Source organism: Akkermansia sp. (genome assembly GCF_020860705.1).
GTDB lineage: Bacteria > Verrucomicrobiota > Verrucomicrobiia > Verrucomicrobiales > Akkermansiaceae > Akkermansia.
Map to the genome: position 1 here is coordinate 1 of NZ_JAJBTT010000005.1, position 23,113 is coordinate 23,113.

15 protein-coding genes, 1 tRNA gene and 1 pseudogene are annotated in these 23,113 nt (G+C 53.3%); 16 read left to right on the forward strand and 1 reads right to left on the reverse strand.

Features of this window, described 5'->3' with window-relative positions:
- Positions 1-56 precede the first annotated feature (56 nt).
- A pseudogene (locus tag LIO64_RS01225) lies at positions 57-167 on the reverse strand (transposase); the annotation flags it as partial.
- Between the two features lie 327 nt (positions 168-494).
- Between LIO64_RS01225 and LIO64_RS01230 the strand changes: the two are divergent.
- The 16 genes from LIO64_RS01230 to priA all read left to right on the forward strand — a co-directional run.
- Entirely contained in the window at positions 495-6,293 is a 5,799-nt protein-coding gene (locus LIO64_RS01230; protein ID WP_290547635.1) for an RHS repeat-associated core domain-containing protein, read from the forward strand.
- 7 nt (positions 6,294-6,300) lie between these two features.
- On the forward strand, positions 6,301-7,398 hold the full coding sequence (locus LIO64_RS01235; RefSeq protein WP_290547636.1) for a hypothetical protein: 1,098 nt from the start codon (positions 6,301-6,303) through the stop codon (positions 7,396-7,398).
- 147 nt (positions 7,399-7,545) lie between these two features.
- The gene (locus LIO64_RS01240) at positions 7,546-8,028 is read left to right on the forward strand and encodes a hypothetical protein (protein WP_290547637.1); all 483 of its coding nucleotides are present in this window, start codon (positions 7,546-7,548) and stop codon (positions 8,026-8,028) included.
- Positions 8,029-8,192: 164 nt separating this feature from the next.
- On the forward strand, positions 8,193-9,701 hold the full coding sequence (locus tag LIO64_RS01245; protein ID WP_290547638.1) for an RHS repeat-associated core domain-containing protein: 1,509 nt from the start codon (positions 8,193-8,195) through the stop codon (positions 9,699-9,701).
- Between the two features lie 82 nt (positions 9,702-9,783).
- Entirely contained in the window at positions 9,784-10,296 is a 513-nt protein-coding gene (locus LIO64_RS01250) for a hypothetical protein (RefSeq protein ID WP_290547639.1), read from the forward strand.
- Between the two features lie 312 nt (positions 10,297-10,608).
- Positions 10,609-11,082 (forward strand): hypothetical protein, encoded by a 474-nt coding sequence (locus tag LIO64_RS01255; RefSeq protein ID WP_290547640.1) that lies wholly within the window; start codon positions 10,609-10,611, stop codon positions 11,080-11,082.
- A gap of 348 nt (positions 11,083-11,430) precedes the next feature.
- Positions 11,431-11,742, forward strand: coding sequence for a hypothetical protein (locus LIO64_RS01260; protein ID WP_290547641.1), 312 nt, complete (start codon positions 11,431-11,433; stop codon positions 11,740-11,742).
- 87 nt (positions 11,743-11,829) lie between these two features.
- The gene (locus LIO64_RS01265) at positions 11,830-12,858 is read left to right on the forward strand and encodes a hypothetical protein (RefSeq protein ID WP_290547642.1); all 1,029 of its coding nucleotides are present in this window, start codon (positions 11,830-11,832) and stop codon (positions 12,856-12,858) included.
- Positions 12,859-13,521: 663 nt separating this feature from the next.
- Positions 13,522-14,970, forward strand: a complete 1,449-nt coding sequence (gene gadC / locus LIO64_RS01270; RefSeq protein ID WP_290547643.1) for a putative glutamine/gamma-aminobutyrate antiporter GadC — start codon at positions 13,522-13,524, stop codon at positions 14,968-14,970.
- A 27-nt stretch (positions 14,971-14,997) separates the two neighbouring features.
- Positions 14,998-15,939, forward strand: coding sequence for a glutaminase A (gene glsA, locus LIO64_RS01275; RefSeq protein ID WP_290547644.1), 942 nt, complete (start codon positions 14,998-15,000; stop codon positions 15,937-15,939).
- A gap of 285 nt (positions 15,940-16,224) precedes the next feature.
- Complete coding sequence (locus LIO64_RS01280) at positions 16,225-17,055, forward strand: PEP-CTERM sorting domain-containing protein (RefSeq protein ID WP_290547645.1); 831 nt, start codon at positions 16,225-16,227, stop codon at positions 17,053-17,055.
- A 144-nt stretch (positions 17,056-17,199) separates the two neighbouring features.
- Positions 17,200-18,609 (forward strand): sodium:alanine symporter family protein, encoded by a 1,410-nt coding sequence (locus LIO64_RS01285; RefSeq protein ID WP_290547646.1) that lies wholly within the window; start codon positions 17,200-17,202, stop codon positions 18,607-18,609.
- Between the two features lie 87 nt (positions 18,610-18,696).
- Positions 18,697-18,772 (forward strand) — tRNA-Glu (locus LIO64_RS01290).
- 239 nt (positions 18,773-19,011) lie between these two features.
- A complete protein-coding gene (gene prfA / locus LIO64_RS01295; RefSeq protein ID WP_290547647.1) occupies positions 19,012-20,088 on the forward strand; it encodes a peptide chain release factor 1 in 1,077 nt (358 codons plus the stop codon).
- Positions 20,089-20,103: 15 nt separating this feature from the next.
- Entirely contained in the window at positions 20,104-21,018 is a 915-nt protein-coding gene (gene prmC / locus LIO64_RS01300) for a peptide chain release factor N(5)-glutamine methyltransferase (protein ID WP_290547648.1), read from the forward strand.
- A 20-nt stretch (positions 21,019-21,038) separates the two neighbouring features.
- On the forward strand, positions 21,039-23,113 hold a 2,075-nt coding region (gene priA, locus LIO64_RS01305; protein ID WP_290547649.1), incomplete at its 3' end, for a primosomal protein N'.

Below are 23,113 nucleotides of genomic sequence, written 5' to 3' on the forward strand. Positions count from 1 at the left end.
TTCTTTGGCTTGCGGCTCTGTTGACGGCTCATCCACCGATTTTGATGAAGAGCCTAAAGCTTCATCTTTCGGTGAAAGCCTTCCGTCATTCCATTGTTTTTCCTGTACCTCCACATTCGGATGATGGGCGCCAACCATTGGCACAGGGTCACTCCTATTTTCTTCATTTCAGGCAGAACCTGATGAGTGAGCATGCCCATCATTTCCTTGAGTTTTCGGGTTCTTCATTTTTGAGAAAGAGCAGAACTTCAGAAACTGTAAGACATTTCCATATGTTGGTAAAACTGTCTCGTTCTGTGAGAACCAATGTTTTATCAAATTGATTATTCATTGAATTTAAGAAACAAACTAAATTAAAAATTAAAAAACAAAAAAATAGCAACGAAAAAGGTTGATTTCTCTTGTCTACCTGCTATAAGGAGGATGCTATTGAAGATTTGTTGCCGTTCAACTCATCTCCGGCATTTGATTTATTCCCCAACCACCTGAAAGCCATGAGCATCTCCCGAAAAAACAGCTTCGCTCCCAACCGCCCGCTTGGCTTTACCGTCGCCCCTTTCCAGCCCGTGAACAAAGATTCCACCCCCGCTGCACGAGCGGCGGCAGGCGGAGACATGATTGAGCTGTCTTACTCCCACGGCAAGCCCTCCACGTCTGCCGACGTGATGACGCCCATCCGCCGCGCGTTTGAGCTGGCGGAACAACCGGGCGGCGGCAAGCACACGGTGACCGCCTCCGGCCGCGTGGACGACTCCGTGAGCGTGAAGGTGGACGGAACCAAGAAAGAATCCTCTTCCGGCTCCGCCCACAATTTTTCACTGACGTTTGAAAACCTTTCCCCGGGACTGCACTGCCTCAACGTCAAGCACAACAACATCAACTACTATCCGGAGCCCACCGGCAATGTTTCCCTGATCAACGGTACGGTGGGGCCCTGCCCGCCGGTGACGATCATTCCGGGAGAAAACGCCCAGGATAACTGCGAATGTCCCTGCGCCGCGTATGACGATGAGGGCGGAGGAGGAGGCTCCTCTTCTTCCTCCCGTTCATCTTCACGCACGGGGCTGCCGTTGCGCCTGGCGTCGCCTTCCTCCGGCGGCTCCTCCTCGGCAGGAAGAGGCATTGTCCGCGCCGCCACCCTGCAATACATGCGATGGGCTGCATCCTTTGGCGCGTTCCGGGGCATGGGCGGCATCCCCGGTGGCCGCCTGGAATTGACGGGATATGACGGCTATGCCGCCTCCCTGCTGACGCCGGCGGCCCTGGCCTATCGCCACCCGGCCGCCTCCGCCGTACTCGTGCCGGATGGGGGTATTGTGCCCAATTCCATGTTCCGGGTGTACGAAGGAGGCGGCTACTTCAACTACGTGTGCGATGCGGAGGGTACGGAAGCCTTCGGCGTAGGGTCCACGTCCTCCGATACCAAGCGGGTCCAGTTCGTCACGGCGTTGAGCCGGGAGGAAAGCAGCGTCACCACGCTGGATGCGGCCGGCTACCTGCGCGTGGCTAAAACCGACGGCTCCGCCGCCTTTTACAACTTGACCACGGGGGAATTTGAAGGCTACATTTCCTCCAAAAACTCCTTACTCACCGCGCAACAGGCGGAAAGCTGCCTGGCCGTGCTGCGGCAGGAGGACGGCACCTTGCGCCAGCTCTGGAACCTGTGGGACGGGCTGGCCGACATCGTCCCGGCGGCCGACGGAACGGGCTACACCGTCTCCCTGTACCTGCCGGGGCAAGTGACGGGCATCGACGAAACGACGGGGCTTTACACCGTCACGGGCGACCCGTTCAAGAGCTTCACCATCGGCGGAGACTCGGCGGAGCAAACCCTGACCGTCACCGAACGGGACTGGACACTGCCGAGTTCCGTCTCCCCTCTGACCGCCACGTGGAGCTACGCCAACAGCCAGTGGAGCCTGACTCTGGGCGAAGGGAATGAAGCCGTCGCCACCACCAAAGAGCGCATCGAACTTGAAGAGGAAGGCAGCTACCGTATCCTCACTACCGTCAGCAAGGGGGAGGCCACCGCCTCCATCACGGCGGAAGACTACCTCTCCCACCCCGTGGGTGAACTGCTCCTGGCGCGCACCGAAGGGTTCGGCACGCCGGAAGCCCGGACCACCGCCTATGAATACGACGATGCGGGCCGCCTCATCTCCGTCACGGCCCCCGACGGAGGCAAAACCACCTACCTCCATGACGACGCCAACCGCGTCGTCATCACGACCACCCCCTGGGCGGGCGGGAAATCCAGGCTGGTGCAGACCACGTACCTGGACGACGGCAGCGAATACAGCAATGAGCTCAAGAAAGTGGAAGAGAACCTGGTGCTGGCCTCCGGCAGCGTCAAGCTGCTGCGCCGGGACATGTATACCTACAGTGTCGCCGGCCATGTCAAAAGGGTGGAAAAGCGCAGCACGGCCAACAGTATTACCCGTCTGGAAGTCTCGGAAACCTGGCAGGGGAGCGCGGAAAACATCCATGCCCGGGGGCGCACGCGCATGACCCAGGAAGCCGGCGGCATCCAGACCTGGTACGACTACGCGGCCACGACCGACCACGGCGCACTGTATGCCGTCACGGCGGAAACGCGCGTGGAAGGGGAAACCGTCCCAGGCCAATCCACGCGCAACGTCAGTTATATCACTGCAGAAGGCAACACCGTCCGGGAGGAACATCACCTCCTGGACAGCGCAGGAACGTGGCGGCTTCTTTCCGCCGCCGACTACGAATTTGACGAACAGAACCGCTGGATCAAACGAACGCGCAGCAACGGGCGCGTCACCGCGCGCTCTTACATGTGCAGCGGCGACCTGCTGAACGAAACGGATGAAAACGGCGTCACCACCACCTACGGCTACGACAGCGCGCGTCAACTGGTGGAAGTCATCCGCTCCGCCGTGACGGACGGGGAAACCGTCATTACTCCGGAGATCATCACGAGTTACACGAGAGACGCTCAGGGGCGTATTCTGCAAACGCGTGTTGATACGGGAGCCATGACCACGCAGGAAAGTACGGAATACGATCTGCTGGGCCGGGTGACGAGCCGAACGGACGCCTTGGGCCACACGACCACGTATGCCTACAGCGTCGACGGCCTGACGACGACCGTCACTACCCCCTCCGGAGCCACCCTCGTCACCCGCCGCCACCCGGACGGCAGCGTGCTGGAAGAAAGCGGCACGGGCCAGAGACATCTCATCTACCAGACGGACTCCGTCTCCGACGGCATCCGGCAAACCACCCTGATCCCTGCCCGGCAAGAGGGAGAAGCCGACACGATCATGAGCCGCCAGATCACCGACGGCTTCGGCCAGGGCATCCGCACGGCCCAGGCCGCGACAGACGCCGATACATTCATCTACGACCGCCAGACCTATGACACCAAGGGGCAGCTTGTCCAGAACGGCAGGGACACGGGCACGGGAGAGGGCGCCCTCTCCATGGCGCCGACCTTGTATGAGTACGACAACTTCGGAAATGTGGTGAAGGAAATTCTGCTGCTGGACGCCGGTGCGCCGGGAGACCCGGCAAAGAACTCCATCACCACCTATGCCTATGCCGTCGAACAACGTGATGACGGTGTGTACCGGATCACCACCACGACAAAAAACAACGGCAAGGGAACCACCTACGCCGAAAGCGCGGCTACACTCCTTTCCGAAAGCGCCACTCTGGAGAACAAAACAGTGATTACCGATCCGCGCGGCAACGTCGCAACCGCATGGACAGAATACGGCACGGGGACCAAACGAATACAGAAGAACACCGTACCGACCTCCGCCATCACGGCGACGGTCACGGTCATCGACGGCTTCTCTACCGCGCAGACGGACCATGCGGGCGTCACGACCACGCAAATGCGAGCCTTCACGGCCACGGGCATCACGCTGACCCGAACCGACGGACGGGGCAACGCCACCACGACGAAGACGGACATCGCCGGGCGCGCCGTCTCCGTCACCGATGCGGCAGGCAACAACACTACCACCGCTTACAGCCTCCACTTCGACCAGCCTGCGACGATCACCGACGCCCTCGGGAACACAGCCTATTACAAGTACGACATCCGGGGCCGCAAAACCACCGAATGGGGAACGGGCATCCAGCCCGCGCTCTTTGCCTACGACGACGCCGACCGAATGACCAGCCTCACCACCTTCCGCGCAGACGAGAGCGACATCACCACGGATCCCGGCGAGCGCACGGACGGAGATACCACCACTTGGCAATACCACGACGCCACGGGGTTACTCCTGAAGAAAACCTACGAGGACGGCACCCATGAAGACACGGCTTACAACGCCCTGAACCTGAAAGCTACCCTGACTGATCCCCGGGGCATCGTCACCACTTGCACCTACGAAACAGCCCGTGGCCTGCTGACGGGCGAAACCTACAGCGACGACGCCACCCCCGGACGCAGCTACGGCTACAACCACTTGGGCCTGATGACCCAAATCGTGGATGCCTCCGGCACGCGCACCATTACCTACACCGCGTACAACGAACCGGAAAGCGAAAGTCTGGAGGGCGGCGGCAAAACACACTCGGTCACCGAACTGCGCGACGGCTATGGGCGCAGCACGGGTTACACGTACGTCAAGGGGGAGAGCGTGCAGCAAACCACGGGCATCGGCTACGGAACGGACGGCCGAATCGCCACGGCGAGCTTCATGCACGGCGGAGCGTCCAAGAGCTTTGGCTACGAGTATCAGGAAAACAGCCATCTGCTCCAAAGCCTTTCCATGCCCAACAACATGACGCTAACCCGGGCCTATGAGGAAAAACGCGACCTGGTCGCCTCCATGACCTGCAAGCGCGCCACAACCACCGTGGTCAACCGGGGCTACACGTACGACGCGCTCGCCCGCCCCGTCACCCGGACCACGGCCCGGAAAGGAACCATCCGCAATGACGCCTTCACCTACAACAGCCGCAGTGAACTTGCCGCCGCCACCCTGGGAACGGACGCCTACGGCTATGGCTACGACAACATCGGCAACCGCAAAACGGCACAGGAACTGGCCAAGGAACTCACCTACGCCTCCAACAACCTGAATCAGTACACCAGCATCACCCGCTCCACGCTCAACTCTTCACCCTCCACTCTGGAAGAACCCTTCGTGCCGACCTACGACGCCAACGGCAACCAGACATTGGTGAAAACCGCCACGGGCCTCTGGACGGTACAATATGACGCCAACAACCGCCCGGTGAGCTTCACGAAGGCCGAGGCAGAAAGCACGACCGTGGTTGAATGCGGCTACGATTACATGGGGAGAAGATACATGAAGAAAGTGACGGTCAATGGAACAGTCGCGCTGCACCACCGCTACATCTACCGGGGCTACCTGCAAGTAGCCTGCTGCGATCTGAAGCGGAGCGCCCACCCGTGCCTGTGGCTGATCACCTGGGATCCGACGGACCCCGTCGCTACACACCCGCTGGCCAGCCAAAAGGATGGCACGTGGTACTGCTACGGGCACGACATCACCAAGAATGTGGAAATCTTCGGCTCCAGCGGCTACATCCGCACAGCCTATGACTACACGCCCTACGGCGGCGTAGTGGAGGAAGGAGACGTTGCCCAGCCCGTTCAATGGAGCAGCGAAATGTACGATGATGAACTCGCTCTGGTGTATTACAACTACCGACATTACAACCCGACGGATGGCAGGTGGATTAGCAGGGATCCCATCGCGGAAGACGGAGGATGGAATTTGTATGTTTTTGTTAACAATAGTTGTTGGGTTATGGATGGACTGGGTAGATACCCTGCTGCTTTAGATAAAGGGATATTACCCCGTCCAGCTGATTATAGAAACGATCCTCGTAAAGAGAATGTTAAAATTGTGCCAGCAGGAAGAATGACCATTTATGGCTTGACGGTAACTTCTGAAATACCAAAAATAAATGAATTATATGATCTAAGAGCTGAGATAAAATGTATTTTAATCAAAGATGATTTACTTCCTCAACATCCAAGGATAGATGTGACATATTTTTACGATAAAAACTATAATCCACAAGATCCCCGTTCTGGTTATCGTGATCGGCAGGGACGCAATGTTATTGAACATGAGAATGTCCATGTTTCTATTGAAATAGAAGAATGGAATAGCTTGATTGGTAAGTTGGAAGAAACGCGATCAAGAGTATTTCGAACTGAAGAGGAAACAAGAACAGCGTACTTGGAATTAATTGAAAAAAGACAAGATTATAATGTAACTACAACACAAAGACATGCGGCGCATGATGTGGCTTCAGGTTCACCACAACATTAATTTCACCATGACATCCGTTTTCGTTCCGATTTTCTTTCTGTTCGTAGTTATGCCAGTGGTTTATTGTTCAGGCTTCATTGAGCATGGATTATCGTCATGTGCGAATTACAATAATATAGACGAAGATGCTTCGTGGAAATACAGATACATTCCTTCATGGGAAGATCGGTATGAAAATTGGGCTGGCGTTATAGAAAATTATAATCGTCCCATTCGACCAAACACAGCATGGAGAATAATTGATCAAGAATTTCCTTATTGGATCAATTCCGATCATATTGAATCCTTTGTGGAATTATACAATCACACATATTCCAGTGATGAAAAAAATGAGTTAAAACTTGTTCTTCAAGAAATCGCTTCCAATTGGAATGAAAATTCCCATGTTGAAGCCTTTAAAAAAGGCAAGAAAAGTTGGGAAAAAAGTTTATTGCCTCGGGATTGCTGGGATATGGATCCGCAGACTTTGAATGAAACGCGGCGGAAAGTGAGAGACAAAATACAGAAGTTGATTCGTCAAGGCCGTCATCTTGAGGCGGCTGACGCATTGTTTGCATGGCGGAGGATTTTACCGAATATATACGATTTATATCAAGAACTGGAAAAATCCTGGCAGAGACGGATGATCAAAAACATTTTTCACTTCCATGACCGGGAAAAGCAGTATGAACAGACATTTTGTCGTTATCAACTCAACCTCTTCGGGGATTTAAAACAAAAGGATGTTGTTTCTGAGACCTTCCTGTATAGCTGGGCTCCCCATATCAGGAAAAAAAATATTATAAGCCGTTATTGCGTGTCGGCTCTGAACCATCTTGCTGAGACCCAAGCTCTCTCGTCTGAAAGAAAAAAAGCTCTTCAACATTTAAAATCCAAGAGAGCTGATTTGTTTGACGACTCCCATATCAAATTCAAACAACAAATTATCGCTGATATCAATCGATCAATAGCTCTTTCAGAAAGCAAATTAACATGGGAAATTGATACGGCTGCCCTCATCCTTTATCAGGTGGCTTGGACATTGGATGACGCGGAGTTGAAGGACATAAAAGAGCGATATATGAGCGCTCTCAAAAAATTAAAAGTCGTATTAACGGCCGAATAGATTAATGTATACTGATTGCAAGTGTTTTACAAAGTTACATTCATTCAAGACACCCATCTCCCCCCCAACACTAATTTGTAGAATCCAAATTCATTATTAGTACAATACCTTCATGAAAAGGATAGATATAACTTCAACCGTGGTGCATTGGATATAGCTACAAATACTCCAGATGAAATAAATGGAAGGTTCGCTGTATTAGGATGGGCTCATTCATTTATCACAAATGGTACTGTGGTTCGTCATGTAACTTGGACAAAAGATAATATTGCAAGTTTTGTCTCCTGTATGAGCGTATTAGTTATGGGATGTGATAAAGAAAAATTTAGCAAGGATAAATATGAAAATTTGAGAACTACTATCAATCCAATCGAGAAGCGTCTATGTCATTTACCCAAGATTAAGTCTGTTAAATGGAAAGTTCAGACATTCGGCAATGATGATCGATGGATAAGCGTACCTGGTCCAAACAGTTATCGTATAAAGGGATATGCGAAATTTGAGATTGATGAATTGGAAAAAGTAATTTCAAAATTTGATAATTTTATTAAGGATGCACCATGTGTTGACTTCCCTTACTCACAAAATGAGGAAAAATACAACTGGATATGTTCTCAATTATTTACTTAAATGGTTAAGCCTAAATTACTCATAGGTTCAGTGTGGGTTTGTGCCGAGCAAGGACTCATTTACTTTGATCTAGAAGGAGAATAAATGAACGGTGAGAAAAAAGCTTTTCCTACGAGTATCAGGAAAACAGCCATCTGCTCCAATGCCTTTCAATGCCCAACAACATGACGCTAACTCGGGCCTATGAGGAAAAACGCGACCTGGTCACCTCCATGACCTGCAAGCGCGCCACAACCACCGTGGTCAACCGGGGCTACACGTACGACGCGCTCGCCCGCCCCGTCACCCGGACCACGGCCCGGAAAGGAACCATCCGCAATGACGCCTTCACCTACAACAGCCGCAGTGAACTTGCCGCCGCCACCCTGGGAACGGACGCCTACGGCTATGGCTACGACAACATCGGCAACCGCAAAACGGCACAGGAACTGGCCAAGGAACTCACCTACGCCTCCAACAACCTGAATCAGTACACCAGCATCACCCGCTCCACGCTCAACTCTTCACCCTCCACTCTGGAAGAACCCTTCGTGCCGACCTACGACGCCAACGGCAACCAGACATTGGTGAAAACCGCCACGGGCCTCTGGACGGTACAATATGACGCCAACAACCGCCCGGTGAGCTTCACGAAGGCCGAGGCAGAAAGCACGACCGTGGTTGAATGCGGCTACGATTACATGGGGAGAAGATACATGAAGAAAGTGACGGTCAATGGAACAGTCGCGCTGCACCACCGCTACATCTACCGGGGCTACCTGCAAGTAGCCTGCTGCGATCTGAAGCGGAGCGCCCACCCGTGCCTGTGGCTGATCACCTGGGATCCGACGGACCCCGTCGCTACACACCCGCTGGCCAGCCAAAAGGATGGCACGTGGTACTGCTACGGGCACGACATCACCAAGAATGTGGAAATCTTCGGCTCCAGCGGCTACATCCGCACAGCCTATGACTACACGCCCTACGGCGGCGTAGTGGAGGAAGGAGACGTTGCTCAGCCCGTTCAATGGAGCAGCGAGGTTTATGAAGAAGAGCTGGCGTTGGTGTATTACAACTACCGACATTACAACCCCATGGATGGCAGGTGGACCAACCGCGATCCCATTGCTGAAGACGGAGGATGGAATTTGTATGTGTTTTTTAACAATGATACAATTAATAATATGGATTATCTCGGATGGAAGTTTATATGCAATCCAGTAAAAGTTCCCATAAATCAAATATTCCCAGGAAATCCTAGAGCTTTGGGTTATACATATCTAGAGGAGGGCTCTCCAAAGAAATTTGAAGTAACAATAAAAGAAACAGAAAATGATTGTTGTGCTACAATAAGTGATTTTACAGAAGCTGAGGTTACTGTAATTTCAAGACGTCCGAACGTAGTTCCAGGTGGTTATACAAATAATGGACTAAATGCTATAATTGGACATGAAGACCGACGAGTGAAAGTTTATAAAATTGGTCATGACACATACTTTGATCCTCAAAAAGATCGCTTGAAAGGTAAAAAATTATGTTGCCCCGAAGCTAAAAAGGCAAAACAAAAATTACAAACGTACCTAGATAAAGTATGGAATGAATCAGCGAAGCAATTTAAGGCATATTATATGAGAGAACAACCAGGTATTAGCAAAGAGATGAAATGGGATAATCAAGTTCTTGTGGGAATTTGATAGATGGAATTATAAATATATATAATATACAACCCGCGGTCCCAATGTTGTATCCAGATGACCCTGTATGTGATTAATTGATATGATTTTTTTAATTATTTTAATGTTATTAATAAATGCATCCCCTCCTTCTTTTGCAGAAAACGACCTTTTATTTTGGTGTTCAGAAGATGAATTTTATGTGACTATAAAAAACAAACCTTATCCTATTAGAAAAAATCTCGACCTAAATTTAAATTCTATTAGTGTAGGGCATCCTTTGAATAAAAAAGATGAAGTTCAGTTAAGTAAAATTTCTTCATTTTCTGCTGGATGGGGAGATTCTTGCTATATTCATATCAACTATTCTGGAGGTTATGCTACTCTTGAAAATAATATATTAACGTTGTATGATTTTTTTATAGAGAAATTAATCAAAAAAACAAATGAAAAAGCTTTAATGAATTTTATAACAAATAGTGGAAAGGTCATTGAAATTGAAGTCAATAAGCGCTCCATTTATTTGGTTGACTCTGATTTTCTCAACCAGATGAAAAAAGGAGAACTTTATAAATTTATATATACTGAAGAAGGTTTTAGATATGTAAAAAAATAATGAAATCGTAGAAAGCCACTTTTATCTGCTGAGAACTGAACGAGTGGCCTTAGCAGAAATGTGACCGTACTTTTCCCGCATGCAAGATGAGGAATGCAGCTTATTAATTTAGTCGAACCGTCTTAAGAAATAAGGGCCTTTCATGGGGAACGCGGCATACAATAGCCGTTCATCATGGAGTTATATGGGGTACATATTTGAGACATTACGATGATAACATGGTATTGCTGGGAGAAACCGGAAACGGAGCCGGTATTCATTCGGCAACGTGGATTGCATTCAGAGGAGCGCTTTAAATCTTAAATGATGGATATGAAATATTTCTATTACATTGCACTGTTTTTGCTTATTGCAACTATCGCTCTTTTTGTAAAAAATAAATATTCCAATACTAATACTGGTATAGATATACGTGAAGTACTGGCAATAGAAGTTGAGCACATCTATTTTGCAGAAGGGAAAACATTTGTGGAATTAAATATCATGAATAAAACCCCCGGTCCCATAGCATTCGGCGATACTGCCGACTCATTAAAGAAAACGAGAATCTTTCAATCCGTTACGGGTTACGTACTTGTTGGCAAGCCGGGTCATTGGTATCTTTCCCAGTTTCCATACTGGAACACTGTTTGTTCCGTTAAAGGAGGAGGCAAGAGCAAATTGTATGTTGTATTTGACAAGGATTTACAACATGCTCCATTAACTCATTTTGCCTGTATCTTTACTCATCTTGAATATGAGGGCAAGGATTATTCTCAAATTTTTGAACTTCGCGTTAACATTTGATCACTAATACGTTCCTGGCCTACATCTGCAAGACAAAATAAAATAATACGTTCGGTCTCGAAAATGGCATTTCGAATGTCAATTAGAATATAAATTCCCTGAAATATCAAATAATTGACGCGACCAAGGAAAAGAGACCAAACCAACTCAATCCGCCACTTGGTTCAAATATGAAGGAATCCTCTGAAGAATAAAATATTATCCTTACCTATTGACTCTGATTCTTCTTGTTTTCATTTGATTTTTCATGTTTTATTATCAAAACAAATCTTACCGATATTGAACAATATAAAAAGCATTTTTTCTTTGGAAGTCTTATTGACGCAAAAAATTATTCGGGAATAAACTATGATTTCTCTGCGGCCAGCAACAGGCCGCTCCATCGCCGGAAATATGATGCCGCCATCCCCTCTTTACCGGGTCAACCCCAAAACTGTTGGGAAGATTGATTTTCCCGATTCTTTTTCCTTTCGATTCAGTGTCGCGAATGCTCATCCACCGATTGTGACGATAAGCCATGATTTCTCGGTTAAAACAGGATTGAAATTACTGGACGTGAAAATAGGCCGTGTTAATGTATCCTGCGATTTATCCGCCGGGAGTACCAGCACGCAAAGGAGAAAGTTCGAACAGCCCAACTCAGGCCACACCCAAATATAAACTGTTCCTTCTAAAGATCCTGTTTTATTTCATAATATTTATTACATGTATCTCTCAAATTTATTGATATTGACATGCATCTTATGGATGAGCGGAGCCCAAGGCTCCCTCATCCGGGAGGCTGCGGAACCTGTACAGAAGAAATCGCCCTCTCCCCAGCAAAACGATCTTGGAACGGACATTTCTTCATTCAAATACGACGTCTTGCTGGCCCATAATATCTTGCAGGATTGTAAACAATTGAAAGACGTCCTTGATTCCATTGCAACGCCGGAAACTGGAAAAAACAAGGAAGAGACAATTTCATTTCTTTGGGAACGTGCTGTACTGAACAATGTTATTCTGGTGCACAGTATACAGGCCAATCCCGCAAAGTACGAGGCAACGGTAGATGAAGTAAAAGAATTGTGTACCGCCCTGGCAACAGTTGATCAACAGCTCAATGATGCATTAAGCCAGTTGCGTGACCTGCAAAAAAGAAACCTGTTGGAAATTGAATTTGTACTTATGCTGGAAGCAAAGCTCGCCATCCTGCGCGGCAATCTGGACAAGCATCAATCCTATCTTTCCGACCAGGACTGCATCAGCGCTTTTGAGAAGAACAAGGGATATCCCTATTTGCTCCAGGGCTTTTTCGCAATGTATCGCGAAAAAGACGTGGATGCGGCCAGGCTTCTCTTCCGAGAAGGCGCACAGAAAGGGAGCAATGAGGCGCAACTCATGGAAGCGCTCTGCGCACATCCCAGCCCGCGCAAGATCATGGACGGCATTCTGGAAATTCTTCCCCGCTTAAGTGCGGCCGCCGCCAGGATCACGGACCGGAACACGGCGGAAGCAGGCGAGGAGAGTCTTGCCTCGTTATTTGATTCCCTTCATTTCCAAATCTCCCTGCTCAACAGGAGTTCCCAGTCTGAAAAAGACTCTGAATATATGCTTCAGACCTGGGCTCCCGCTTATCAAAAATCCATGCAGCAATTTCATCAGGAATGGACCAGAATAAAATCCTCTCAATATTTTGGAAATAAAAATCTGGAAAAAGCCATCTCCGGTAAGTCGGTATCCCTGAACGCCGCCATCAATTTGAAAACCCTTCTTAAATTGCAACCGCAGTCATAGGGGTACAAGAAGGGATGCCGCCCCGTTGCCATATCTTATCTTAAACAGGATCCCCATTGATATTTATTTCAGTATTGGACTGGCCTGCGCTCCAATAGCTTTCAGGAACACCGGAAATTACCTGCTGCAAGCACAACGCCCATTCCATCCACAGGCCGTTTCTTCACTAAAGAGGAAACGGCCTGTCGTTTATCATAGTATGAAATGAAGGTTCCAACTACACTTCCCCCGGCAAGGCGGAAAACATCTCCCCTACCCATTCCGGAAAAAGAATGATCATGACTGCTTCTCCTGAACCAAAATACCCGGCAGTATTTCCATGGCAGATCAGTCTCCACAACCGGGTATGTTTCCTTTCTTCATGCTTTGCTCCTATTCTCCTGCTTTTCTGCTCAAAAATCTCAAAAAAGCGGGCAGATTTTCCCTTTCATCCGGAAAGCGGTAACAATTGTTAAGACAGACTCCGGCAGTCCTATCTGCACCATCCCTTCAACGAAATCCCTCTTCTTCTGGTCGTTCAAATAAGGCCGGTGTTGGCACTTCTATGCGCCGCCCCAATTCTCAACCCGGAATAAACCAATGAATAATACGACTCAACCAGGGACCCCTTCTACAGGGCCTGTAACAACCAATAACGCTCCGGCGGTAAAATCCGCCCTTCGCATGGGAGTATTTACGCTCGCCATGATTAACGTTTCCGCCATTGTCAGCTTGCGCGGCATGCCTGCGGAAAGCACTTACGGACTCAGCTCCGTCTTTTATTATATTTTCGCTGCGGTCTTTTTCCTGGTGCCCGTCTCCCTGGTAGCGGCGGAACTCACGACCGGATGGCCGCAGAAAGGCGGCGTTTACCGATGGGTGGGTGAAGCCTTCGGCAAGAAATGGGGCTTCCTGGCTATCTGGCTGCAATGGATTGAAAGCACCATCTGGTTCCCGACCGTCCTGACTTTCGCGGCCGTCTCCCTGGCTTTCATGGGACCCGGACAGCGATGGGACGAAGCGCTTGCCGCCAATAAATGGTATGTGCTCATCGTCGTGCTGTGCGTATACTGGGCCGCCACACTGCTCAACCTGCGCGGCATGAAGACTTCCGCCGGCGTGACCAAATGGGGGACCATCATCGGAACCATCATTCCCGGCGCCATCCTGATTCTGCTGGGCCTGAGCTATTGGGCCGGAGGCAACCCGATTCTGCTGGACATGAGCTGGGACAAGCTGGTGCCGGACATGAGCAATTTCAACAACCTGGTTCTGGCCGCCAGCATCTTCCTGTTTTATGCAGGGATGGAAATGTCCGCCGTGCACGTGAAGGATGTGAATGACCCCGGCCGCAATTACCCGTTGGCCATTCTGATTTCCGCCATCATCACGGTAGTCATTTTCGTTCTGGGAACGCTGGCCATCGGCTTCATCATTCCCAACTCCCAGATCAATCTGGTGCAGAGCTTGTTGATTTCTTATGATAATTACTTCAGCTTCTTCGGCCTTGGCTGGATGAACTGGATTCTGGCGCTCGCGCTGGCCGTGGGCGTTCTGGCCCAGGTAACCGCGTGGGTGGGAGGCCCCTCCAAGGGTCTTTACCAGGTGGGATTGGCCGGCAACCTGCCGCCCGTGATGCAGAAGCGGAACAAGAACAACGTCCAGATGGGCATCCTGCTCATTCAGGGCTGCATCGTCACCCTGCTTTCCATCATGTTCGTGATCATGCCCTCCGTGCAATCCGCGTACCAGATTATTTCCCAGCTTACCATCATCCTGTACCTCATCATGTACATGCTGATGTTCGCCTCAGGCATTTACCTGCGCTACCGTGAGCCGAATACGCCCCGCACCTTCCGTATTCCCGGCGGCAAGACCTTCGGCATGTGGATCGTCGGCGGCCTCGGATTCCTTGCCAGCCTTGCAGCCTTCCTGGTGAGCTTCATCCCGCCGAACCAGATCACGGTGGGCAGCAATACGATGTACGTCGTTCTGCTGATCGTGGGCGCCTTCATCTTTGCGGGCATCCCCTTCATCATCCACGCGATGGCCAAGCCCTCCTGGAAACGCCCGGTAGACCCGGAAGACGCCTTTGAGCCCTTTGGCTGGGAAAAAACGAATGGTATTCATTAATGAATCATTTCAAACAGCAATAATACCATGAGCGATATTCCCTCCAACGACCAAATCCAGACGGCTCTGGATAACGCGTACGCCTACGCCAAGACCGTCCAGGGCGGCAAAAACGCTTCCTACATTCCTGCTCTGGCCCAGGTTCCTTCCGACCTGATGGCGATTGCCGTGGTCACCGTCAACGGAGACCTGTTGACCGCAGGCTCCGCAGACACGCCGTTTGCCATTGAATCCATCTCCAAGGCTTTCAACCTGGCTTATGTGATGGACCTGATCGGCATGAAGCAGCTGCGCACGAAGATCGGGGCGGACCCCACCGGGGAGCCCTTCAATTCCGTCATGGCTGTTGAACTGCACGGCGGCAAGCCGCTCAATCCCCTGGTGAACGCCGGGGCCATGGCTACAGTAAGCTTGGTCAACGGTTCGGATTCCGATGAAATCTGGGCGAACATGATCCATAATTTCAACAGCTTCGCGAACGCGGGACTGACCGTCAACCAAGAGGTTTACAAGTCGGAGAGCGCCACCAACCAGCACAACCGCGGCATTGCGTGGCTGCTGGACAGCTACGGCTATTTCTACAACACGCCGCCCATGATTGTGGACCTGTACACCCGCATGTGCTCCCTGAACATCACCACTTCCCAGCTGGCCCTGATGGGCGCCTGCTATGCCAACGGAGGCGTCAACCCCGTCAGCAAGAAACGGGTGGTGAAGGAGGAAAACGTTCCCCCCATTCTGGCCGAGCTGTGCATGTCCGGCCTCTACGATTCCACGGGAGACTGGATGTACAAGGCAGGGCTTCCGGCCAAATCCGGCGTGGGCGGCGGCCTGGTGGCCGTAGCCCCCGGCAAGCTGGCCATGGCCGCCTATTCCCCGCCCCTGGACCCTGCCGGCAATACCGTCAAGGGCCAGGCAGCTCTTCAGTCCATCATCAAGGAATTGAATTTGAACCTTTTCCGGAGCTGATCCGGGATGAGAAGGTAAACCCGCGGAGCCAAAATCCGAAAGGATTCCCGCGGGTTTACTGTATTCCCGCATTCACCTTTTTCCGGGAATTGATTCCTTCTTTTTACGGTTTTTAACCAATGGCCCGGATTTGGAATCCGAAGTCAACAGAAAAATCTGGGAAAAAGTTGGTTAGGGGTAATAGGGAATATAAGGGTAACAGGGATAATAGGGAGCGGCAAAATTCCCCTATACCCCCTATCACCCTTATGTTCCCTATCCTATGCATTTTTTACGACGGCGTTGATGGGGCACGGATTCCAAATCCGTTTTACTTTTTGTAGCATTCTTGGTAGTGCGAGTAAAAATGGGATTATTCATCATCAACCTAAGCTATCTATGATCAAAAAGTCATGTTTCCTGGCCCTGATCCTGGCGGCAGCTTCCCTTGCACATGGGGCAACTACTGCTTATATTACGTGGGATGACTCCGCCAACACGGATAAATGGACGGTTGCAGGCATCGGCTCTTCCGGAGCGACCGGTCTCTCCATGTTCGGAGAAAATGCCGTAGTAACAACCACTTCCCAAGTCGATAGTTTCGGTCTTGGAGGATCCGGCACCGTTTGGAATGCCGGAATACCGGAAAATGCCCTGATGAACGGCCAAGTAACTGAAAACTTCAAAAGTTTATACGCCAACAAGGGTTATATTGAAGTGAGTTTTACGGGGCTGGAAAATGGCACTTATAATTTATCCAGCCTGATGGCGCGCGGCAATAACAACATAGCCAATATGAATGTTTCCGTTATGGCGGGAGGAGTGGAATATGGAAATCAGGCTTCCTATGCGACCAATACGGGAACGGCCGCAAATACCCCCGGAAGCTGGAGTTCCATGACGACAGGGCAACCTGCTTTTACTGCAACAACCAATGCCGGGGCTTTATATATGGACCTGACGGGAATTCAGGTAACCGACGGCACCCTGACTCTGAAAATTACGGGGGATTCTCCGGGAAACGCAGTAAACAAGGCCATGACCTGGATGGTTCTCCAACAGGTCCCGGAACCGGCCACCTGCGCTTTGTCCCTACTCGGGTTCGGCACGCTGCTGCTGCGGCGCCGACGCTCCTAAGTTCCTTAATCCATGCTTCACAACCGCAGAAGGCATTCTTCTGCGGTTTTTTCATTTTCCGGGGTCGGTTTTTTCTTCTAACCGCCTCCGTCACTACATTAAAGGACTTGCCACCACAACATTTTACCTTAGAGTCTTTCCGGTATGCTTGACGCCCTGCAAAACGCCTTCTTTCAGACCGGGGACACGCTCACTTCCTGGCTGTCCGCCTTCAGTTCCTTTCTGTGGGGATGGCCTCTGCTCATCATGCTGCTGGGAACGCATCTGTACCTGACCGTCATCCTGCGCTTTCCGCAGCGCTACCTGCTCAAGGCCCTGAAACTGTACTTCGTGAAGGACCATACGGACAAGGGGGACATTTCCCCGTTCAGTTCCCTGATGGTGGCCCTGGCCGCCAACATCGGCGCGGGCAATATCATCGGCGTGGGCGTGGCGATTGCTGCCGGGGGGCCCGGCGCCATTTTCTGGTGCTGGCTGACGGGCGTGCTGGGAATGGCCACACGGTATTCCGAAGGGCTGCTTGCCATCAAGTACCGTGTGGAAAATCCGGACGGCAACATGAGCGGAGGCCCCATGTTTGTGCTGGAGCGCGGCATGAAATGCAAATGGCTGGGCGTCGCCTTTGCCGTGTTCACGGCCATTGCCGCCTTCGGCATCGGCAACCTGACGCAGGGAAACGCCGCTGCCGAACAGCTTCACCACGCTTTTTCCATTCCCTTCTGGGGAACGGCCGCCGTGCTGACCATCCTGACGGCCCTGGTGATGCTGGGGGGAATCCGGAGCATTGCCCGGGTATGCGCCTTCTTCGTGCCGTTCATGGCGGTCATTTACATTCTGGGCTGCGTGTACATCCTGGCCGTGCAGTCGCACTATGTTCTTCCGGCCATCCGGTATATTCTGGACTGCGCCTTCACAGGGGAAGCCGCCGCCGGGGGCGTGGTGGGCGCCGCCGTGATGACGGCCATGAGAACCGGCGTGGCCCGCGGCCTCTTTTCCAATGAAGCCGGGCTGGGGTCCGCCGCCATTGCCTCCGCCGCCGCACAAAACCGCAATCCCGTCAGGCAGGCGCTCATCTCTTCCAGCGGTCCGTTCTGGGATACCGTGGTCATCTGCGCCCTGACGGGCATCGTGCTGACCACCAGCATCATCGCCCATCCGGACATTTCATGCGCGGACGGCCCCAAGCTCACTACCCTGGCCTTCAGCAAAATCCCTTACGTGGGCTCCCCCCTGCTGACGCTCAGCCTGGTCACGTTTGTGGTTTCCACCATCCTCGGCTGGTCCTACTTCGGGGAAAAAGCGCTGGAATACCTGGGTGGCCTCCGGCTGATCACGCCCTACCGCGTGATCTGGGTGGCGGCAGTTTTCACCGGGTGCGTCTCAAAAATAGACCTGGTATGGGTCTTTGCGGACTGCGCCAACGGCCTGATGGCCCTGCCCAACCTCATTTCCCTGCTGGCCCTTTCCGGAGTGCTTGTCCAGCAGACGCGGCACTACCTCTGGCAACACAGGCTGGACGATTACGATGAATCCCATCTCCCGGAAGGCAAGTAACGATTTTTTAACCTCAGGTTCAAATAATTCTTGCCTTTTGAGGCCCGGTAGTATTTACTTCGCCGCGCAGTCCCTGCAAACCTAAAAGTCGCGTTCGTCTAGCGGTCTAGGACTCCCGCCTTTCACGCGGGCAACACGGGTTCGAGTCCCGTACGCGATGCCAGCTTTACCGCCGCGGCAGTTACGATGCTTCCGCTCTCCTTCCCCCAAGGAAAGCATATTGGAAAAACGTAATGGCTGCGGTTTTCTTTTAGTCCGGTTTTTCCGGAATCGGGAAAGCGCAGGCAGGACAGCCGGAAGAGGCCCGCCCTCCTTTTCCTGCGCCGGAACATGTCTTACATCCCCCGGATTTGACTTTCAGAAATCCCTGTTATCTTTTAAAATTCCTCACACGCAAACGTCATGGATTACACACCTCTCATTGAAAAACGCCGCCAGCGCCTGGAAGAATTGGAAATGGTCATTGCCGAACCGGATTTCTTCAATGACCAGAAGCGGGCCTCGGAAACCATGAGGGAGCACCGCCGCCTGAAGGAATTAATGGAAACGTGGGATTCCCTGAACGCCACGGAACAGCAGCTGGCGGACAATCAGGAACTGGCAAAAACGGATGATCCCGAATTGGCGGAACTGGCCGCGCTGGAGATTCCGGAACTGGAAGCCGCTCTGGAAAAACTGCGCAGCGACGTCCAGTACAGCCTCCTGCCCCGGGACACCACGGAGGACCGGGACGCCATTATTGAAATCCGCGCCGGCACAGGCGGCGACGAGGCCTCCCTGTTTGCCGGCGACCTGCTGCGGATGTACCAGCGCTTTGCGGAAGAACGCGGCTGGCGCTTTGAGCACCTGGAAAGCAGCCCGTCCGACGTAGGCGGATTCAAGGAAGTCGTCTGCCGCATCGCCGGGGAGGAAGTGTTCCGCTTCCTGAAGTATGAGGGGGGCGTGCACCGCGTGCAGCGCGTGCCCGCCACGGAAACGCAAGGGCGCATCCACACCTCTACCGCCACCGTGGCCGTCATGCCGGAAGCGGAGGAAGTGGACATAGAAATCCGCCCGGAAGACCTCCGCATAGAAGTGTGCCGGTCCGGAGGTGCAGGCGGCCAGCACGTGAACAAGACGGAATCCGCCGTGCAGATCTGGCACATCCCCACGGGCGTTTACGTCCGGTGCGAGGAAGAGCGCAGCCAGATGAAGAACCGTGAAAAAGGCATGAAGATCCTGCGTGCCAAACTCTTTGAAGCCAAGAAGCGGGAAGAGGCGGAAAAATATTCCGCCGCGCGCCGCAGCCTCATCGGTTCCGGCGGCCGTGAAGAAAAGATACGCACGTATAATTTCCCCCAGAACCGCCTGACGGACCACCGCATCGGCTACACGTCCCACAATCTGGACGGCATCCTGATGGGCCAGATGGGGGACCTGATCATGGCTCTCCAGCATGCGGAAATGCAGGAACGCCTGGCGGAAGCCGGCATGTCCTAACCCCCCGTCCCTTTCATGAAAACCTTACTGGAAGTTCTTCAATCCGGCACGGACTACCTGGCCCGCCAGGGCTGCGACGAGGCACGCGCCACCATGCAGCACCTGATGGCCCATGTCCTGCACTGCAACCGCACGGCTCTTTACTCCCAGTTTGACAGGCCCATTCAGGAAGCGGAGCTGGCTCCCCTGCGCCAGCTGCTGAAACGCAGGGCGGCGGGAGAACCGCTGCAACATCTGCTGGGCTCCACGGAATTTTTCCGGAGGGAGTTCCTGACGGATGCGCGCGCCCTGATTCCCCGCCCGGAAACGGAAGAACTGGTGGAAATGGTATTAAAGAAAATCCCGGCCCATCCGGTACGCGTGCTGGATATGGGTACCGGGTCCGGCATCATCGGCATTACGCTGGCCCTGGAACTCAAGGAGTGCGCCCGGGAAGTGGTTCTCGCGGACATTTCCCCCCAGGCGCTGGATCTGGCGCTGGAAAACGCCATGAGGCTGGGAGCCAGGGTCTCCACCGTCCAGACGGACCTGTTTGAGAACATCCCCCTGGAAAAGGCGGCTCCACGGACGGAGGAAGCGGAGCCGCCCGGTTCCGCCACGGAAGAGGAAGGGCAAGACGCCGTGCAGGATATGCGCTTTGACGTTATCGTTGCCAACCTGCCTTATATTGCGGATGGAGAGAAGCTGGACCCGGAAGTCATGAGAGACCCGCACACGGCCCTGTTCGGCGGCCCGAACGGCTGGGAAATCATTGAACGCTTTCTGGCCCGTGCACGGGACTACCTGAATGAAAACGGCTTCATAGCCCTGGAAATCGGGCATGACCAGGCGGCCACCGTGACGCAGATCATGGACGGCTACGGGTACAATTATATAGAAGTGCTGAAGGACATGAGCGGCATCGCGCGCTTCCCCTTCGGTTATCGTTAACATTATTCCCCCTTTACACCATGCAGGCGGCACGCATCCTTGTTGACGGACAAAGCGATCTGGTGCTGGACTATGGCATTCCGCCGGAAGCGGGGGACGTCAAGCCGGGCTGCCGCGTCCAGGTGCCCCTGCGCAACAGGACGGCCACCGGCACCGTCCTGACGCTGTCCGAACCGGACCCGGCCTGGAGGGACAGGCTCAAACCCATCCTGAAACTGATTGACCCGGAGCCCCTGATTTCCCCGGTCATGATGAAGCTGGCCTCCTGGGCGGCGGACTATTATTCCGTAGCGCTGGACCAGATGATCCGCTGCCTGCTTCCGGAAACCGTCCGGCAGGAAAACACGGCGGAAAAAAAGCGGAAGATGGTGCATCTGGAAAAACGGCCGTCCCGGGAGGAACTGGACGCCCTGTACCGCAAAGCGCCGCGGCAGGCCCAGATGCTGGACTATTTTTCATCCACGGAGCAGCTGGAAGCGCCTCTGGCGGAATTCGGCACAGGGGCGTTGAACATTGCACGCAGCCTGGAGGCCAAGGGCTTCCTCTCCCTGAAGGAGGAAGCCGTGCACCGCGATCCCAGCACGGGGGAGCAGTTTGCCCCCAGCCAGCCGCTGAAGATGAACAGCCAGCAGGAGAAGGCGCTGGAGGAAATCGCAGCCATGTGCGCTGCGGAGCAGAAAAAACCGGTGCTCCTGCAGGGAGTGACCGGCTCCGGCAAGACGGAAGTCTATCTCCAGGCCGTGTCCCGCGTGGTGAAAGCCGGAAAATCCGCCCTGATCATGGTGCCGGAAATCTCCCTGACGCCCCAGACCGTCCAGCGCTTCAAATCCCGTTTCGCGGAACTTCCCTCTTCCGTGGCGGTCCTGCACAGCCTTCTGTCGGACGGGGAACGCTTTGACGAATGGCACGCCATCCGTTCCGGAAAGGCCAGAATCGTCATCGGCCCCCGCTCCGCCGTCTTCGCCCCCCTCCAAAACCTGGGGCTGGTGATTGTGGATGAGGAGCATGACGCCTCCTACAAGCAGGAAAGCTCCCCCCGCTACCATGGGCGGGACCTGGCCGTGCTGCGCGCCCACCTGGAAAACTGCGCCGTGGTTCTCGGCTCCGCCACCCCTTCCCTGGAAAGCACCCATCATGCCCTGACCGGAAAATACGCCCTGGTGAAGCTGACGGAACGGGCGGACGGCCAGCAGCTCCCCCTCATCCGCATTCTGGACATGAAAACGGAGGGGAAAAACAAATCCGGCCCCAACGTCATTTCCGAACGCCTCAGAATCTCCATCGACCGCAGGCTGGACAAGGGGGAACAGGTCATCCTTCTGCTCAACAGACGCGGATTTGCGCGTTCCATCCAGTGCCCGGACTGCGGCCACGTGGTCACGTGCCTGCACTGCTCCCTCCCCCTGACCTACCACCGCACGGAGGACCGCCTCATGTGCCACCTGTGCGGGTTCAAGGCCCTCCCGCCCCGCCTCTGCCCGGAATGCCAGTCTCCCAATATTCTGCTCCAGGGGTACGGCACCCAGAAGGTGGAGGAAATCCTGTGCCGCACCTTTCCTGCGGCGCGCATCACGCGCGTGGACGCGGACGTAGCCCGGCGGAAAAACGCCGTCAGAACCATCCTGAACCAGTTCCGCGCCCATAAGATAGACATCCTTCTGGGAACGCAGATGATCGCGAAGGGACTGGACTTTCCCAATGTGACGCTGGTGGGCGTGCTGAACGCGGACCTGGGGCTTCATATCCCGGACCCCCGGGCCGGGGAACGCACCTTCCAGCTCCTGACCCAGGTGGCGGGCCGCGCGGGCCGGGGCGACCTTTCCGGGGAAGTCATCATCCAGACCTTTACGCCCCAGTCCCCTTCCCTGCAATACGCACGGCATCATGATACGGACGGCTTCGCGGCCCAGGAACTGGAAATGCGCCGGTCCTTTGACCTCCCGCCCTTCACCCATATCGCCGTGCTGACCGTACGCTCCCAGCATGAAAACATGGCGGAATTCGCCACGCGCACGCTGGCGGCGCGCCTCCGCGGCATGCGGCGCGGCCCCGCGCCGGTGGCGGGGGCGGGGCGGGGGCCGGGCCCACGCGGCGG